Source organism: Sphingomonas sp. R1, assembly GCF_025960285.1.
In the GTDB taxonomy this organism is placed as follows: Bacteria; Pseudomonadota; Alphaproteobacteria; order Sphingomonadales; family Sphingomonadaceae; genus Sphingomonas.
On record NZ_CP110111.1, the window covers coordinates 1,032,820 to 1,049,180 of the forward strand.

Genomic DNA, 16,361 nt, shown 5'->3' on the forward strand with positions numbered 1-16,361 from the left:
GCCGATTCACCGTTGCAAAGTAAAACGTTTGTTGGCCCCGCTCCCAACGGGCGGGTCCGCCTCACGTGTATTGCGCAGCGGGCTTCCCGCCATGGCACGGTGCTGCCGCTGGTAATTCCGGTTGCCTTTCCCTATGTGCGCATCCGATCATGGCAACGCGACTCCCCGAAGCCCCCAAGGTGGGCATGGTGTCGCTCGGCTGTCCCAAGAATCTGGTTGACTCCGAGCGTATCCTCACGAAGCTCCGTTCGGACGGCTATGCGCTGTCGCCGGACTATGCCGGCGCGGACGTCGTGCTGGTGAACACCTGCGGCTTTCTCGACAGCGCCAAGGAAGAATCGCTCGAAGCAATCGGCGAGGCGATCGCCGAGAACGGCCGGGTGATCGTCACCGGCTGCATGGGCAAGGAAGCCGAGGTGATCCGCGCCCGCTTCCCCAACGTGCTCGCGGTCACCGGTGCGCATCAATATGAGGAAGTCGTCGGCGCGGTGCACGACGCAGCGCCGATGCCGCCCTCCCCCTTCGTCAACCTGGTGCCGGACACCGGGCTCAAGCTCACGCCGCGCCACTACAGCTATCTGAAGATCTCGGAAGGCTGCAACCATCGCTGCAGCTTCTGCATCATCCCGTCGCTGCGCGGCGACCTGGTCAGCCGCCGCCCGGACGCGATCCTGCGCGAGGCCGAGAAGCTGGTCGCCGCCGGCACCAAGGAACTGCTGGTCATCAGCCAGGACACCTCGGCCTACGGGATCGACATCCGCAAGGAGCCCCGCGCCTGGAAGGGCCGCGAGGTGGTGCCGCACATGACCGATCTCGCCCGCGAGCTCGGCCAGATCGCGCCCTGGGTGCGGCTTCACTATGTCTATCCCTACCCGCATGTCGATCAGGTCATCCCGCTGATGGCGGAGGGGCTGGTGCTGCCCTATCTCGACATCCCGTTCCAGCATGCGGCGCCCAATGTGCTGCGCGCGATGAAGCGCCCGGCCAATGAGGCCAAGGTGCTCGAGCGGCTACGCGGCTGGCGCGCGATCGCCCCGGACATCGCGATCCGCTCGACCTTCGTCGTCGGCTTCCCCGGCGAGACCGAGGAGGACTTCCAGTATCTGCTCGACTGGCTCGACGAAGCCCAGCTCGATCGGGTCGGCGCGTTCCGCTTCGAGCCCGTCGAGGGTGCGTCGGCCAATGACCTCCCCGGCGCGGTGCCCGAGGAAGTCAAGGAAGAGCGCTACGCCCGGATCATGGAAAATACCGCCGCGATCAGCGCGGCCAAGCTTCAGGCCAAGATCGGCCGCAAGCTGGAGGTCATCATCGACGCGGTCGACGCCGAGGGCGGCGCCACCGGCCGCAGCCAGGCCGACGCGCCGGAGATCGACGGCGAGGTCTTCCTGCGCGACGCCGGGCATCTGGAGCAGGGCGATATCGTCCGCGTGCTGATCGAAGACGCCGACGAGCACGACCTCTACGGCGTACCCATGGACTGATCGCCGTTGGCAGGGAACGCGGGCAGCGCTAAGCCTCCGGGATCATCTCTCCGGAGGCCCGATGTTCCGTTCTGCGTTTGCCGCCACCCTGCTGATCGCCACCCCTGCCGCCGCGCAGCAACTCACGCCCGAGCAAACCGCCAAGGTCGACGGCATCGTCGCCGATGCGCTGAAGAGCAGCGGCGTGCCCTCCGCCTCGATCGCAATCGTGCGCGACGGCAGGATCGTGTTTACCAAGGCGTACGGCGATCAGGGGGCCGGCATCGCCAAAGGTCCGGATGCGAACGCGAAGTATCAGATCGCGTCGATCTCCAAGCAGTTCACCGCGGCCGCGATCCTGCTGCTGGAGAACGAGGGCAGGCTGAGCCTCGACGACAAGGTGTCGAAATGGGTGCCGGACGTGACCGACGCCGACAAGATCACCATCCGCCAGCTGCTCAGCCACACCGCCGGGCTGCAGGACTATTGGCCGCAGGACTATAGCTTCAAGGCGATGGAAACGGCGGTCACGCCGCAGCAGATCGTCGATCGCTGGGCCAAGAAGCCGCTCGATTTCGCCCCCGGCACCGCGTGGCAATATTCCAACACCGGCTATGTCGTCGCCGGCATGATCATCGAAAAGGCATCGGGCCGGAAGCTGCTCGACTACCTCGAAGCAAAAATCTTCAAGCCGCTGGGAATGAAGGCGATCGACCAGGACAAGGCGATCGGCAAGGGCTTCCCCCAGGGCACGCACCGCTATGCGCTCGGCCCCGTCCGCCCCGCCAAGCCCGCCGCCGATGGCTGGCTGTGGGCCGCAGGCGAGCTGGCGATGAGCGCCGCCGACCTCGCGAAATGGGATATTGCCCGCATCGACCGGAAAGTTCTGACCCCCGAGGACTGGGCGGAGCAGGAGACCGAGGTGAAGCTCGCCGACGGTGCGCCCACCCGCTACGGGCTTGGCGTTTCGCTGGGCGAGCATGGCGGCAAGAAGGAAGTGTCGCACGGCGGTGAGGCGGTCGGCTTCCTGTCGAGCAACGTGGTGATCCCGGAAGAGCGCTTTGCCGTCGTTTCGCTGGTGAGCGCCGATTTCGGCGGGGCGCAGGAAGCGATCGCGCAGGGCATCACCGACCTGCTGTTGCCCGTCGCCAAGCAGCCCGCCGCCCTCACGCTCGATCAGCAGCGCGATGCACTCGCCCGCAGGCTGTTCGATCAGTTGCGCGCCGGGACGCCCGATCGCAGCCTGATGACGGAGGATGCCAACTATTTCTTCGATGCGACAGCGTTGGGCGACTATCGCGACAGCCTCGGCGCGCTGGGGGAGCCGGTGTCCTTCGCCGCAATCGGGAAGGCGCGGCTGCGCGGCGGCTTCGTCAATCGCAACTATCTGATCCGCTACAAGGATCGGACGCTGGTCGCGGTGACCTATGCGGAGCCCGGGGCCGAGGGCAAGTTCGAGCAGTTCCTGGTGATGCCGCGATGAGCAGCACCGAGCAGCAGGAAAAGGCGAAGGCTGCCCGCCGCCGCTGGATCACCTTCGGCGAGGTGGTCGCCGTGCTCGCCGTGGGCATCTCAGGCCTCACCCTCTGGAGCAACTGGAACGATCGTCGCGAGACCAAGGCCGAACAGGCCGCCACCGCTTCCCGCGAGGCGACGCGCGCGAGCCGCCTGGTGCTCGTTGCCGGGGAGACGGGCAAGCACGAATTGTCGCTCAAGACCTCGGCGTCCGACCAGACCGTGCAAAGCCAGACCATCCTGTTTCCGCCCGCGCTGAAGCTGTCGGCCGCCGAGACCACCGGCGAGCCGCGGATCGACGCCGGCTGGTTCGAGCATGCGTTGATCGGCGCGCGCAACGATGCGAACTTGCCGGATGCGAGCCGCGGCGACGAGCGGCTTCCCATCGTCATCGTTACCCGCTTCCTGGCGGATGGCGAACCGCACGAGGACATCGCGCTCTATGATCTCGGCTACAGCATCACCGGCAAGTTCTTGAGCGGCCACAGCCTTACCCTGCGCGGCCTCTCCCTGGTCGGCCATGTGAAGCGCGGCCAGGCCGGGACGAAGCTCGATGCACGCTGGAAGAAGCTGCTGGCCGCTGCCGGCGCATCCTGAAGGCGCTTCCCAAAAATCCATGGCCGCACGGCTAGGCGCGGGGCGTCCCGCGTCCTAGATCATGCCCATGACGGATCTCAACACGCTCGTTCAGCCCGATCGCGGCCAGGCCGCTCGCACCATCCACCTTGTCGACGCCAAGGGCTACGACGCTTGGCTCGCAGCCCAGCCGCCGCGCCACCGCGCCGCCGCGGCCGCGCAGAAGCTGAGCGCCTCGACCTTCGCAAGCGCAATCCTGCCTGGCGACGCCCCCGAGGACTGGTCGGTGGTCTCGGTCGTCGCCAATGCCGAGAAGCTGGGGCCCTGGTGCCTAGCCAAGCTGGCGGAGACGCTGCCGGAGGGCAGCTACCGTGTCGAAGGCGTCGAACCCGGCAAGGCGATCTATGGCTGGCTCTGCGCCCAGTACAAGTTCGATCGCTACAAGAAGGCCGATCCCAAGCCGCAGGGAGCGCGCGTGCTGCTCACCGCCGATCCGGTGAAGATGGAGGAGGCGGTGCGGATGGCCGCCGTCACCTTCAAGCTGCGCGACCGGATCAACACCGGTGCCAACGATATGAGCCCGGCCGATCTGGAAACCGCTGGCGCCGACCTCGCCAAGGCCTACGGCGCCAGCTTCACGGTGGTGAAGGGCGACGAGCTCCAGCAGGGCTATGGCATGCTTCATGCCGTCGGCCAGGCTGCCGGCAAGGGCCGCGAGCCGCGCCTGATCGAGCTGGAATGGGGCAATCCCGAGCATCCGCGGATCGCGATCATCGGCAAGGGCGTCTGCTTCGACAGCGGTGGCTTGGACATCAAGCCGGCAGCCGGCATGCGGCTGATGAAGAAGGACATGGGCGGTGCCGCGCACGCGCTCGCCCTCGCCGAGCTGGTGATGCAGAACAAGCTGCCCGTCCGCCTCCACATGCTCGTGCCAGCAGTAGAGAACTCGATCTCCGGAGAGGCCACGCGCCCCGGCGACGTGATGATCTCGCGCAAGGGAATCACCGTCGAGAACAGCAATACCGACGCCGAAGGCCGGCTGATCCTGGGCGACGCGCTGACCAAGGCAGAAGAGAAGAATCCTGAGCTGGTGTTCGACTTCGCCACCCTCACCGGCGCTGCCCGTGTGGCGCTGGGCGCGGATCTGCAGGCACTGTTCGCCAATGACGACACGCTGGCAGCCGAGATCCTGGCAGCAGGCGAGGAAGAGGCGGATCCGATCTGGCGGATGCCCCTCTACGATCCGTACAAGGACCTGCTGAAGTCGGACGTGGCGGACATGGTCAATGCCGCCGAGGGCCCCTTTGGCGGCGCAATCACTGCCGCGCTGTTTCTGAAGGAATTCGTGCCCGCCAAGGCCCAATGGGCCCATTTCGACATCTTCTGCTGGAATGGCAGCCCCAAGCCGGGCCGGCCCAAGGGCGCCGAGGCGGTGAGCCTGCGCGCTACCTGGAAGGTGCTCAAGGACCGCTACGGCGGATGAGCGCTTCGGCCGCCGGCGGCATCGTGCCGGCGGCCAACCACTCCTCGACTTCGTCCTTGTTCATCGGGCGGCCGAACAGATAGCCCTGCCCCTCCGCGCAGCCGAGCGCGCGCAGCATCTCGGCCGTCTCCAGCGTTTCGATTCCTTCGGCCACCACCGGCATGTCCAGTGTACCGGCAAGACCCAGGATCGCCCGGACGATCCGCAGCGCCTCGCGGTCCTCGGCCAGCGTGTCGACGAAGGACCGATCGATCTTGATCTTGTCGAACGGCAGCATTCGCAGATGCTGGATCGAGGCATAGCCCGTGCCGAAATCATCGAGGGCGAGCTGCACGCCCTGGTTCTTGAGCGACTCGATCGCGTGATAGGCCTTTTCGGCATCGACGATCAGCGCGTTCTCGGTGATCTCCACCGTCAGTCGCTGCGGCGGGAATCCGGTACGAGCGAGCACCGACAGGATCTTGTGGCTCAGCCAGTCGTCGCGAAGCTGGCCCGGAGAGATGTTGATCGCGATGCTCACCGGCACGGGCCAGTCGCGCGTCTCGATGCAGGCGCGGTCCAACAGGTCCAGCATCAGCGTGTTGAGCAGGCCGCATTCCTCGGCGATGGGAATGAACTGATCCGGCCCGATCTCGATATCCTCGCGCCGCCAGCGGGCGAGCAGCTCGAAACCCGCGACGCGGCCGGTGCGCAGATCGACGATCGGCTGATAGCGCGGGTAAAAGCGGCCCTCGTCGAGCGACGCGCGCATCTCGGCCTCGATCGTCGAGCGGCGGCGGATTTCGGCGTCCATCTGCGCGGCGAAGGCGCAATAGCAGCCCCGCCCCGCCTCCTTCGCCTGATAGAGCGCCACGTCGGCGCGGCGCATCAACGTATCGGCGTCGTCTGCGTCGTCGGGATAGAGCGCAATGCCCACGCTCGCACCGATGTGGTGCATCCGCTCGTCGATCAGAAAGGGCCGCGCCACCTCGCGCACGATCGCATGGGCGATGGCCCGCACCCGGTCGACATCGCCGTCCGCATAGGGAAGCGAGATCGCGAACTCGTCGCCGCCCAGGCGATAGCTGCGCCCGGCATCGCCGACCACCCAGCGCAGTCGCCCGGCCACGGCACGCAGCAGCTGGTCGCCGATCGGATGACCATGCACGTCGTTGACCGACTTGAAGCGGTCGAGATCGACGAGCATCAGGCCGAAGCGTTCCGGTTCGGCGCGGCGGAGATATTCCGTCAGCGCGCGGCGGTTGGACAGCCCGGTGAGCGGATCATGATAGGCAAGCTGGTGCGCGCGGCGCTCCGCCAGCCGGGCGCGGCGCTGGCCGGCCGCCATTTCGGCACGCGAGGCCAGCACCTCGACGAAACCGGCATGGCTCGCGCCGAACATGCGCAGGACAACCGCGGAAACCAGGATGATATTCGCGCCAAGCCCCATGAGGAACAGGTCGCCCGATCCCAGCAGGCACAGCACCACCGGATAGGCGCCACAGGCCATTACCAGCCACGCCGCGATCGGGAACGTCTGCAGGCAGTAGCAGCAGGTGATCGCGCCGATGAAGATGTACAGCGCGATCGACGCGCGCCGCGCCAGATCGACCTCGAAGAACAGCATCAGCGCCCAGCCGCCAAATGCCAGGCTGAGCACGGCGGCCGCGATGATCGTGCCGTTAAGATAGCGGCGGATCCGCCGAAGGCTGGGCACCATATCCTTCCGCCGCCGGACCCACAGGAGACTGCGCACGAAGGCGGCAACCCCCAGCATCGCCGGGGCGATGACGCTGAGCCGGGTCGAGACCGCGCCATAGGACGCGAAGCCGAGGAACACTGCGTCCAGAAAGACGAGCAGGTACATCAGCGGAATCTGCTGCCCCAGCACCCGATATTGTTCGGTCAGAATCGCCCGATCGAGCTTGGTCCTTCCCGATCGGACGAGGTTGATCCGCTGCAACATGGAGGCCTTGTAGCGCGAGACCTCCGCCAAGTGGTTAATTACGGGGCGGCTATTTTGGCGGCTGCTTCGATGATCGGGACGAACTTTGCCGCCGTCAGGCTCGCACCGCCGACCAGCGCACCGTCAACGTCGTCCACCGCCAGGATCGAGGCGGCATTCGCACCGCTCACCGAGCCGCCGTACAGGATCCGGATCTCGTTTGCCGGTGCGCCGATCATCCCGCGCAGCTTGGCGCGGATGATGGCGTGCATTGTCGCGATTTCCTCCAGCGTCGGCGTCTTGCCGGTGCCGATCGCCCAGCGCGGCTCGTAGGCGATGGTCAGCCAGTCCGGCGCCGCGCCGTCCGGCAGCGATTTCTCGATCTGGGACTGGACGATCCGCTCGGCACGACCTGCATCATGCTCGGCCTCGGTTTCGCCGCAGCACAGGATCACGCCCAGCCCGTGGCGCCGTGCCGCAGCGGCCTTGGCCCAGGCATGGTGGCTGGTCTCGGACTGGTCTGCGCGCCGCTCGGAATGCCCGACGATCACCACCTTGGCGCCGGCCTCGACCAGCATCTGGGCGGAGACGCAGCCGGTATGCGCGCCGAAATCATTCTCGTGCACATCCTGCGCGCCGATCGTGAAGCCCTGCGCTATCTCGGATGCAGCGGTGATGAGCGTGAACGGCACGCACAGCAGCGTGTCGACCTCCGGATGCGCGCTTGCCGCGGCAGCGATCGCATGGATCTCGCTGAGGTGCGATCGCATGCCGTGCATCTTCCAGTTTCCGGCCACCAGTTTCCGACGCATCACCACTCCCCTGTTGTTTCGATACAGCCGATACCGATTGCGCGGCGCCGCACAAGCTTGAAGGCGCCGCATACCGGCCCTAAAGCGGGCGCCAAATTCCTCGAACGAACGGCTCTCCATGCTCAACGCCTTCCGGAACTTCACCAAGTCGCGCTACGGCCTGATCATCGTCTTCATCTTCCTGGGCCTGCTCGCGATCGCCTTTGCGGCGAGTGACGTCACCGGCATGCGCCAGGGGATCAGCGGCGCGAGCAGCACGACGCTGGCGACCGTCGGCGGGCAGGACGTGACCGAGCGCGACGTGCGCGACCGGATCGACCGCATCATCCGCAACGCGCAGGCGCAGCGGCAGACGATGACGATGGCGCAGCTACTGGCCGAAGGCGGGTTCGAGGCCGCCGTCACCGATGCCGTCACCTCCGCCGCGCTTCATGCCTTCGCGAACCAGAACGGCATGGCCGTCGGCAAGAAGCTGATCGATTCCGAGATCGCCAACAATCCGCAGTTCGCCGGCATGGACGGCAAGTTCAGCCAGCAGACCTTCGAGTCGCTGCTCGCGCAGAATCGCATCAACCCCGCGCAGTTCCGCGACGACATGACGATCCAGCGCTACGCCGTCTGGCTGGTCGGCCCGGTCGCGCTGCAAGCCCCCGCCCCCGCGGGCGTGGTCCTGCCCTATGTGTCGACGCTGCTCGAGCGCCGCACCGGCATCGTTGGCTTTGTTCAGTCGCTGGCGATGGACCCGGGCCCCGCGCCGGATGCCAACACGCTCGCCGGCTATTATGCCCAGAACCGCAGCCGGTATCTGGTGCCGGAGCGCCGCGTCGTCCGCTACGCGCTCGCCCAGCCCGATACCCTGAAGGCCCAGGCGACCCCGACCGACGCCGAGATCGCCGCCGCCTACAAGAAGGATGCCGCCAAATACGCGGAAAGCGAAAAGCGTGGCGTGCAGCTGGTGCAGGCGATCAGCCAGTCGGTCGCCGCCAAGGTTGCCGACGCCGCGAAGGGCGGAGACCTCGCCGCGGCCGCCAAGGCGGCCGGCCTTGAGGCCCGCTCGATCGAAGCGGGCGCCAAGGTGGATATCGCCAAGCAGGTCTCGGCACCGTTTGCCGATGCGGCATTCGCAGCGCCCGCAGCCGGCCTGCAGGGCCCGGTGCAGCTCGGCGGCGCCTGGTTCGTCTACAAGGTCAGCAAGGTCGAGAAGATCCCTGCCCGCACGCTGGAGCAGGTCCGCGCCGAATTGGTCGATGCCGTCGCCAAGCGCAAGCTGACCGCGCTGCTCGCCGATCTGCGCCAGTCGATCGAGGATTCGGTGGGCGATGGCGCAACCTTCGACGAAGCGGTGGCCAAGGCCAAGCTGGTCGCCGTCCGCACGCCCGCGCTGATCGCCAACGGCACCGATCCGGACAAGGCCGATGCCCAGCCCAACGCCACGCTTGCCGCGGTTATGAAGGCCGGGTTCGGCTTCGAGCAGGCGGGTGACGAGCCGCAGGTAGTGCCGGTCGGCCAGGATGGCGGCTTCGCCGTCGTCTCGCTGGAAAAGACGGTGCCGGCTGCGCCGCGCCCGCTGGCCCAGATCACCGAGAAGGTGAAGGCCGACTATCTGCTCGACCAGGCGCTGGCCAAGGCGCGTACCGCCGCCACCGCGATGCTGCCCAAGCTGCAAAAGGGCGTTTCGATGGCACAGGCGCTGGCCGAAGTCGGCGCCACCAAGGGTGCCCCGCCCAAGGCCTTCGACTTCAAGCGCAGCGAACTGCGCGGCAAGGAGAACTTCATCCAGATGGCATTCGACATGCCGGCCAAGACCGCGCGCCTGGTGGAGGCACCGAACCGCGGCGGCTATTATGTCGTCTATGTCAACACGATCCAGCCCGGCAATGCCGCGACCGATCCGCAGGGTGCACAGATCCAGCAGTCGATCACCCAGGCGCTCGGCCAGCTGAGCGCGCAGGAATATCAGCGCCAATTCGCGAATTCGGTGGTCAGCGCGCTGAAGGTGCGTCGCAACGAAGCCGCGATCGCCCGTCTGCGGGCCGATCTGCAGCGCAACGGCGGCCAGTGAACCAAGCCGTGGTCCAGGGTCTCGACGCCGCCCGTGCCGCCCTTGCGGCCGGGCGCCCCGCGCTGGTCTGGCGCCAGCAGGTCGCGGATACCGAAACGCCGGTCGCCGCCGCGCTCAAGCTGATCGAGCCGGGCCGCGGCGACTTCCTGCTGGAGTCGGTCGAGGGCGGCTCCGTGCGTGGACGCCACAGCCTGATCGGCCTCGCGCCGGACCTTGTGTTCCGTGCGACCGGCACGCAGTGCGAGCTGAACCGGCATTGGCTCACCGATCGCGAAGGGTTCGCCGCATTGGAGGCCGATCCGCTGACGGCGTTGCGCGGCCTGGTCGCCGACTGCCGGATGGACGTGCCGGCCGCGTTGCCGCGCGCGCTCGCCTGCCTCGTAGGTTATTTCAGCTACGAAACGGTGGGACTGGTCGAGAAACTGCCCCGTCCGCCGCAGAGCCCGGTCGGTGTGCCGGACATGATCTTCGTCCGGCCGACCGTGCTGCTGGTGTTCGACCGCCTCGCCGACACGCTGTTCATCGTCGCCCCGGTCTGGCCGGGTGCGGACCCCGAGGCCGCTGCCGAGCGCATCGACGCGGTTGCCGCACAACTCGCCAGCGCCCCCCTGCCTGCGCCCGTCCGCGCGGACCCGATCGCGATCCAGCCGACCCCGGTGCTGCCGGAAGGCCGCTACGGCGAGATGGTCGCAGCGGCCAAGGAATATATCGCGGCGGGTGACATCTTCCAGGTGGTGCTCGCCCAGCGCTTCACCGCCCCCTTCCCGCTGCCGCCGTTCGAGCTCTACCGCGCGCTGCGGCGGATCAACCCCTCGCCCTTCCTCTATCACCTCGACTTGCCCGGCTTCGCGCTGACTGGCTCGAGCCCGGAGATCCTGGTGCGTGCACGCGACGGGGAGATCACGATACGCCCGATCGCCGGCACGCGCCCCCGCGGCCGCACCGCCGCCGAGGACGAGGCGAACCGCGCCTCGCTGCTGGCCGATCCCAAGGAGCGTGCCGAGCATCTGATGCTGCTCGATCTTGGCCGCAACGATGTTGGCCGCGCTGCGGCGCCTGGCAGCGTCAAGGTGACGGACAGCTACACGGTCGAGTTCTACAGCCATGTCATGCACATCGTGTCGAACGTGGTGGGACAGCTGCGCAAGGATGCCGATGCGATCGACGCGCTGTTCGCCGGCTTCCCCGCGGGCACGGTAAGCGGCGCCCCCAAGGTCCGCGCATGCGAAGTCATTGCCGAGCTGGAGGCGGAGACGCGCGGGCCTTATGCCGGCGGTGTCGGCTATTTCTCACCCGACGGCTCGATGGACTCGTGCATCGTGCTGCGCACCGCGCTGGTGAAGGACGGGGTGATGCACGTGCAGGCGGGTGCGGGCATCGTCGCCGATTCCGACCCGGCCTATGAACAGCGCGAGTGCGAGGCCAAGTCGGGTGCGCTGTTCGCCGCCGCGCGCGAGGCGATCGCGCGGGCAAGCGAGGCGGGCTTCGGCCAATAGGCCGGCCCGCCCAGGTAGATCAGGGAACGCGCGAGGCCTGCGTTTCCTTGTCCAGCTTCTCCTGATACCATTGCTGGAGCATCTTGCGGGTGCAGCCCGTCTGGCCGCCCGTTCCTACCGCCGAGCAGCTGTTCGGCATGCCGCGGCTGTTCACTTCCTCGACCACTTCCATGCGGCGGGTCCAGCTCGTCGAGGGCGCGTCCTGCTTGGGCTGATCACGGAAGCGCTTGGGGATGCGGTAGGGCGAGTCGCCTGCGCTGGAGCAGACGACGATTTCGTCCGGGTTCGCCGGCTTGGGGCAGCTTTCCTCGCCGTACAGCAGGATGCTGCGGACCCGCTTGGGCGGGCCATCGGCGGCGGCCTGGTCCTGCGTCTGGGCAAGGGCCGGCGCGGCGAGCAGGGCGGTGGCAATCATCAAGCGGGCAAGCATCGGATACTCCTGGGGTTGAACAACGTCCCTGCCCGGCCAGCGTTGCCGCTGCACTGTGGCGGCCGCAAGGCCGGATTGTGCTGGCGGCACCGAGCGCCTAGATGCGCGGCATGATCCTCGTGCTCGACAATTACGACAGCTTCACCTGGAACCTCGTCCACTATCTGATGGAGCTGGGGGTCGAGGTGCAGGTGGTGCGCAACGATGCGCTGACCGCAAACGAGGCGATCGCCAGCAATGCGCAGGGCTTCCTGATCTCGCCCGGCCCGTGCACGCCAAACGAAGCGGGCATCAGCCTCGACCTCGTCGCGGCCTGTGCCGAACTCGGCAAGCCGCTGCTCGGCGTGTGCCTCGGGCACCAGTCGATCGGCCAGCATTTCGGCGGCAAGGTAGTCCGCGGCGGGCTGATGCACGGCAAGACTTCGCCGGTCTCGCATGACGGCACCGGGCTGTTTGCCGATCTTCCCTCGCCCTTCACGGCGACGCGCTATCACTCGCTGATCGTGACCGACATCCCTGAAGACTTGGTGGTGAACGCCACCGCCGAGGACGGGTCGGTAATGGGGTTCCGGCACGCATCGCTGCCGATCCACAGCGTGCAGTTCCATCCCGAGAGTATTGCCACCGAGCATGGTCATGCCATGCTCGCAAACTTTCTGCGCCTGGCCGGCATCGAAGCACGGGCAACCGCCTGACCTGCTTCAGCGTCGGTTCATCGCAGACCTGCCAGGAGAGGCCCATGAAGACGATCCTCGCTACCCTGCTCGCCGGTGCCGCGTTGCTCGCAGCGCCCGTTGCCGACGCCCAGCGCCACCGCGCCACGCCGGACGAAAAGCTCGCCAAGCTGCTGGAAGGCCGAGTCGCGGGGAAGCCCGTCGATTGCATCAGCCTGAGCAGAACCGGGGCAAGCCAGGTCATCGAGGGCAAGGCGATCGTCTACACCGTCGGCAACACGCTGTATGTGAACGAACTCCGCGGCGGCGCCGATCAGCTGGACGACAATTCGATCCTCGTCACCAACACCTTCGGCTCGCAGCTGTGCAGCATCGATACGGTGCGGCTGATCGACCGCGTCTCCTTCTTCCCGCGCGGCTTCGTGTCGCTTGGCGAGTTCGTGCCCTATTCCAAGCCGAAGAAGAGCAACTGAGGCCGCGAAGCAGGATTTGCTCGACAGGCTGGCTGCGCCCCGGAATAGAGGCGGCGTGACCAGCCTGAGCCTGCTACCCGACCCGTCCTCCCCGCTTGCCCGCGAAACCGCCGCGCAGGCCTTTGCCGACATTCTCGACGGCACCGCGCCCGAGGCGGAGATCGAGGCGTTCCTGATCGCCCTTTCCGTTCGCGGCGAGACCAGCATCGAGATCGCAGAAGCCGCCCGCGCCCTGCGTGCCCGGCTGATTCCCGTGACTGCGCCCGAAGGCGCGATCGACGTGTGCGGTACCGGCGGCGACGGGCATCATACGCTCAACGTCTCCACCGCCGTCAGCCTGGTCGTTGCGGCCGCGGGCGTTCCTGTCGCCAAGCACGGCAATCGCGCCGCTTCCTCCAAGGCGGGTGCGGCGGACACGCTGGAAGCGCTGGGCCTGAACCTCGACCGGGCAGCGGCGCGCGCCGAGGAGAGCCTGCACGAAATCGGCATCGCCTTTCTCTTCGCCCAGCATCACCACCCCTCGCTCGGCCGCATCGCGCCGATCCGGCGGCGAATCGGGCGGCGGACGATCTTCAACCTGATGGGCCCGCTCGCCAACCCCGCGCATGTGCGCCACCAGCTGATCGGCATCGCGCGCCCCGATTACGCGCCGGTCTATGCCGAGGCGCTGGAGCAGCTGGGTGTCGAAGCTGCCGCGATCATCTCCGGCGAGGATGCGCTGGACGAGCTCTCGACCGAGGCGGCGAGCGTCGTCGTCAATGTCGGCCGCGCGAAGCTGCCGACGCGCATCACCCCGGAAGATGCCGGCCTGCCCCGTCACCCGCTCTCGGCCATCCGCGGCGGCGATCCCGAATACAACGCCCTCGCGCTTCGCCGCCTGCTCCAGGGGGAGGAAGGCGCCTATCGCGACGCGGTGTTGCTCAACGCCGCCGCTGCACTAATGGTCGCGGGCCGCGCCGATGACCTACGGGACGGGGTGGAGGAAGCGGCCGAGATGCTCGACAACGGGCTTGCCAACGCCCTTCTCGACTGCTGGATCGCCTTCGCATGAGCACCATTCTCGGCAAGATACTCGACACCAAACGCGCGGAAGTCGCCGCGCGCAAGGCGGCGCCCCGCAGCTGGCCGGCGCCCAGCGCACCGCGTGGCTTCAAGGCGGCGCTTGATGCGCGCGCGTCGGCGGGCGGCTATGGCCTGATCGCCGAGATCAAGAAGGCCAGCCCTTCGAAGGGATTGATCCGCGCCGACTTCGATCCGCCCGCCCATGCCCGCGCCTATGCTGCCGGCGGTGCAGCCTGCCTGTCGGTGCTCACCGACCGCGACTATTTCCAGGGCGATGAGGACTATCTGGTCGCCGCACGCGCCGCGTGCGACCTGCCGGTCATCCGCAAGGACTTCCTGATCGATCCCTGGCAGGTCGAGGAATCGCGTGCGATGGGCGCCGATGCGATCCTGATCATCGTCTCTGCGCTCGACGACGGCCAGATGGCGGAGATCGAAGCCGCCGCCATCGAACAGGGCATGGATGCGCTGGTCGAAGTCCATGATGCGGAGGAACTGGCGCGCGCACTTCGCCTGAAATCGCGGCTGATCGGGGTAAACAATCGTAATCTCAAGACCTTCGAGGTCGATGTGCAGAAGACGTACGATCTCGTCGCCCATGCACCCAAGGACTGTACCTTCGTTGCGGAGTCCGGCCTCAACACGCGCGCCGACCTCGATGCCATGGCCGCGCACGATATCCGCTGCTTCCTGATCGGCGAGTCGCTGATGCGCCAGTCGGATGTGGAAGCGGCGACGCGCGCGCTGGTCGGATGAGCGGCCTCACGCATCTCGATGGGTCCGGCGCGGCGCATATGGTGGACGTCGGCGGCAAGGCGGTTACCGCGCGCGAGGCGGTGGCCCGGGGTCGCATCACCATGTCGGCCGAAGCGGCAGCGGCGATCCGCGACGGCAGCATGAAGAAGGGCGACGTGCTCGCCACCGCGCGGATCGCCGGCATCATGGCGGCCAAGAAGACGTCGGCGCTGATCCCGCTGTGCCACCCGCTGCCGCTTACCCGCGTCGCGATCGACCTCGACCTCGACGAGACCGGCGTGACGGCCACCGCCACCGCAGCCACCGAGGGCAAGACCGGCGTGGAGATGGAGGCGCTCACTGCCGTGTCGGTCACGCTGCTGACGCTCTACGACATGGCCAAGGCGATCGATAAGGGCATGGTACTCGGCGATATCCGCCTGCTGACCAAGACCGGCGGCAAGTCCGGCGACTGGCGGGCCGAGGCCTGAGGGCCAAAAGAATCCCTTAGCCGCCCGAAACCGATCCTCCATTGCTCCGCCGCCGAGGTCGGCCCATGTGCGACACCATGGCGACGCTACTCGACCCCCATTCGCGCGGCCGCGTGATCCTTGTCGGCGCAGGGCCCGGCGACCCCGGCCTTCTTACCGTTCGCGCCGTGGAGGCGCTCAAGGCCTGTGACGTGCTCGTGCACGACGGGCTCGTCGATGACCGCGTGCTGGATCTCGCGCCGCAGGCGCACCGCATCTCGGTCGCCAAGCGTCGGTCGAAGCACACGCTGCCGCAGGAATCGATCAACGCGCTGATCATCGCGCATGTGAAGACCGGTGCGGTGGTCGTCCGCCTCAAGGGCGGCGACCCGTTCATCTTCGGCCGCGGCGGCGAGGAAGTGGAGGCCGTGCGCGACGCCGGACTGCCGGTGGAAGTGATCCCAGGCGTCTCCGCCGCGCTGGGTGCCGCCGCCGAGGCGATGCTGCCGCTCACCCATCGCGACTGGTCGAGCGCGGTCAGCTTCGTCGCAGGCCAGTGCAAGGGACTGACCGACCAGGACTGGTCGGGCCTTGCCGGCAAGGGCCGCACGCTGGTGATCTATATGGGCGTCGCCACCGCCTCGGCGATAGCCGACAAGCTGATGGCCGACGGCGTCGCGCCGGACATGCCGGTCGCGGTACTGGAACGCGCCACGCTGGAAGGCCACCGCGCGCTGCGCACGCTGCTGGCGGACCTAGGCCCGATGGTCGAGCAGGAGGACGTGAAGAGCCCGGCGATCATCGTCGTGGGCGAGGTGGTGCTGCTGGCCGATGCGCAGGACCGGCTGTCCCGCTGGGCGCGCACTGCCGAGATACTGGGGGAAACGCAGGCATGAAGCTGCTGACGGGAAATGATCTTTCAACCGGCGATGTGGTCTGGTGGACCGGTGAAGGCTGGTCGCGCCATCTCGCCGAGGCGGCCGACGTGGGCGACAAGGGCGATGTGCTCGCGGCCACCGAAGAGGCGGCGCGCCGCGTAAACGTGCCGTATGTGATCGATGCCGAGACGACGCCCGATGGCCCTCGCCCCGCGCACATCAAGGACCGCATCCGCGCGCTTGGCCCCACCGTGCGCCCCGACCTGACCCTCAAGCCCGCCGACCCGCAGGCCGGAAGCTGGGTGATCTGA

The 16,361-nt window shown here is 67.5% G+C and carries 16 protein-coding genes; 13 read left to right on the plus strand and 3 right to left on the minus strand.

What is annotated here, in order from left to right:
• Nucleotides 1-149: 149 nt before the first annotated feature.
• The 4 genes from rimO to OIM94_RS04950 all read left to right on the plus strand — a co-directional run bounded on the left by rimO (nt 150) and on the right by OIM94_RS04950 (nt 5,034).
• Entirely contained in the window at nt 150-1,481 is a 1,332-nt protein-coding gene (rimO, locus tag OIM94_RS04935; protein ID WP_264608987.1) for a 30S ribosomal protein S12 methylthiotransferase RimO, read from the plus strand.
• A 61-nt stretch (nt 1,482-1,542) separates the two neighbouring features.
• On the plus strand, nt 1,543-2,943 hold the full coding sequence (locus tag OIM94_RS04940) for a serine hydrolase domain-containing protein (protein WP_264608988.1): 1,401 nt from the start codon (nt 1,543-1,545) through the stop codon (nt 2,941-2,943).
• The gene (locus OIM94_RS04945; protein ID WP_264608989.1) at nt 2,940-3,572 is read left to right on the plus strand and encodes a hypothetical protein; all 633 of its coding nucleotides are present in this window, start codon (nt 2,940-2,942) and stop codon (nt 3,570-3,572) included. Before OIM94_RS04940 ends, OIM94_RS04945 begins: the two co-directional genes overlap by 4 nt.
• Before the next feature lie 67 nt (nt 3,573-3,639).
• On the plus strand, nt 3,640-5,034 hold the full coding sequence (locus OIM94_RS04950; RefSeq protein ID WP_264608990.1) for a leucyl aminopeptidase family protein: 1,395 nt from the start codon (nt 3,640-3,642) through the stop codon (nt 5,032-5,034).
• On the opposite strand, the gene OIM94_RS04955 is transcribed toward OIM94_RS04950, so the two are convergent.
• Both OIM94_RS04955 and tpiA read right to left on the minus strand, forming a co-directional pair.
• Complete coding sequence (locus OIM94_RS04955; RefSeq protein ID WP_264608991.1) at nt 5,012-6,979, minus strand: putative bifunctional diguanylate cyclase/phosphodiesterase; 1,968 nt, start codon at nt 6,977-6,979, stop codon at nt 5,012-5,014. The genes OIM94_RS04950 and OIM94_RS04955 overlap by 23 nt on opposite strands.
• Nucleotides 6,980-7,017: 38 nt before the next feature.
• Complete coding sequence (gene tpiA / locus OIM94_RS04960) at nt 7,018-7,770, minus strand: triose-phosphate isomerase (protein WP_413716379.1); 753 nt, start codon at nt 7,768-7,770, stop codon at nt 7,018-7,020.
• Nucleotides 7,771-7,888: 118 nt separating this feature from the next.
• Between tpiA and OIM94_RS04965 the strand changes: the two genes are divergently transcribed.
• Both OIM94_RS04965 and OIM94_RS04970 read left to right on the plus strand, forming a co-directional pair.
• Nucleotides 7,889-9,832, plus strand: coding sequence for a SurA N-terminal domain-containing protein (locus OIM94_RS04965; RefSeq protein ID WP_264608993.1), 1,944 nt, complete (start codon nt 7,889-7,891; stop codon nt 9,830-9,832).
• Nucleotides 9,833-9,840: 8 nt separating this feature from the next.
• Nucleotides 9,841-11,328 carry an anthranilate synthase component I family protein gene (locus OIM94_RS04970; RefSeq protein WP_264609836.1) on the plus strand — a complete coding sequence of 496 codons (1,488 nt, stop codon included), beginning with the start codon at nt 9,841-9,843 and terminating at the stop codon, nt 11,326-11,328.
• 19 nt (nt 11,329-11,347) lie between these two features.
• Here OIM94_RS04970 and OIM94_RS04975 read toward each other — a convergent pair whose 3' ends face one another.
• A complete protein-coding gene (locus tag OIM94_RS04975; protein ID WP_264608994.1) occupies nt 11,348-11,758 on the minus strand; it encodes a hypothetical protein in 411 nt (136 codons plus the stop codon).
• Nucleotides 11,759-11,868: 110 nt separating this feature from the next.
• On the opposite strand from OIM94_RS04975, the gene OIM94_RS04980 reads away from it, so the two are divergent.
• The 7 genes from OIM94_RS04980 (at nt 11,869) to OIM94_RS05010 (ending at nt 16,361) form a co-directional block, all read left to right on the plus strand.
• A complete protein-coding gene (locus OIM94_RS04980; protein WP_264608995.1) occupies nt 11,869-12,453 on the plus strand; it encodes an anthranilate synthase component II in 585 nt (194 codons plus the stop codon).
• Nucleotides 12,454-12,497: 44 nt separating this feature from the next.
• Nucleotides 12,498-12,905 (plus strand): hypothetical protein, encoded by a 408-nt coding sequence (locus OIM94_RS04985; RefSeq protein ID WP_264608996.1) that lies wholly within the window; start codon nt 12,498-12,500, stop codon nt 12,903-12,905.
• Between the two features lie 55 nt (nt 12,906-12,960).
• Nucleotides 12,961-13,956 (plus strand): anthranilate phosphoribosyltransferase, encoded by a 996-nt coding sequence (gene trpD / locus OIM94_RS04990; protein ID WP_264608997.1) that lies wholly within the window; start codon nt 12,961-12,963, stop codon nt 13,954-13,956.
• Nucleotides 13,953-14,723, plus strand: a complete 771-nt coding sequence (gene trpC, locus OIM94_RS04995; RefSeq protein WP_264608998.1) for an indole-3-glycerol phosphate synthase TrpC — start codon at nt 13,953-13,955, stop codon at nt 14,721-14,723. The genes trpD and trpC overlap by 4 nt, the downstream gene beginning before the upstream one ends.
• Nucleotides 14,720-15,193 (plus strand): cyclic pyranopterin monophosphate synthase MoaC, encoded by a 474-nt coding sequence (gene moaC / locus OIM94_RS05000; protein WP_264608999.1) that lies wholly within the window; start codon nt 14,720-14,722, stop codon nt 15,191-15,193. Before trpC ends, moaC begins: the two co-directional genes overlap by 4 nt.
• Before the next feature lie 77 nt (nt 15,194-15,270).
• A complete protein-coding gene (cobA, locus tag OIM94_RS05005) occupies nt 15,271-16,068 on the plus strand; it encodes a uroporphyrinogen-III C-methyltransferase (protein WP_264609000.1) in 798 nt (265 codons plus the stop codon).
• On the plus strand, nt 16,065-16,361 hold the full coding sequence (locus OIM94_RS05010) for a DUF2849 domain-containing protein (protein WP_264609001.1): 297 nt from the start codon (nt 16,065-16,067) through the stop codon (nt 16,359-16,361). Before cobA ends, OIM94_RS05010 begins: the two co-directional genes overlap by 4 nt.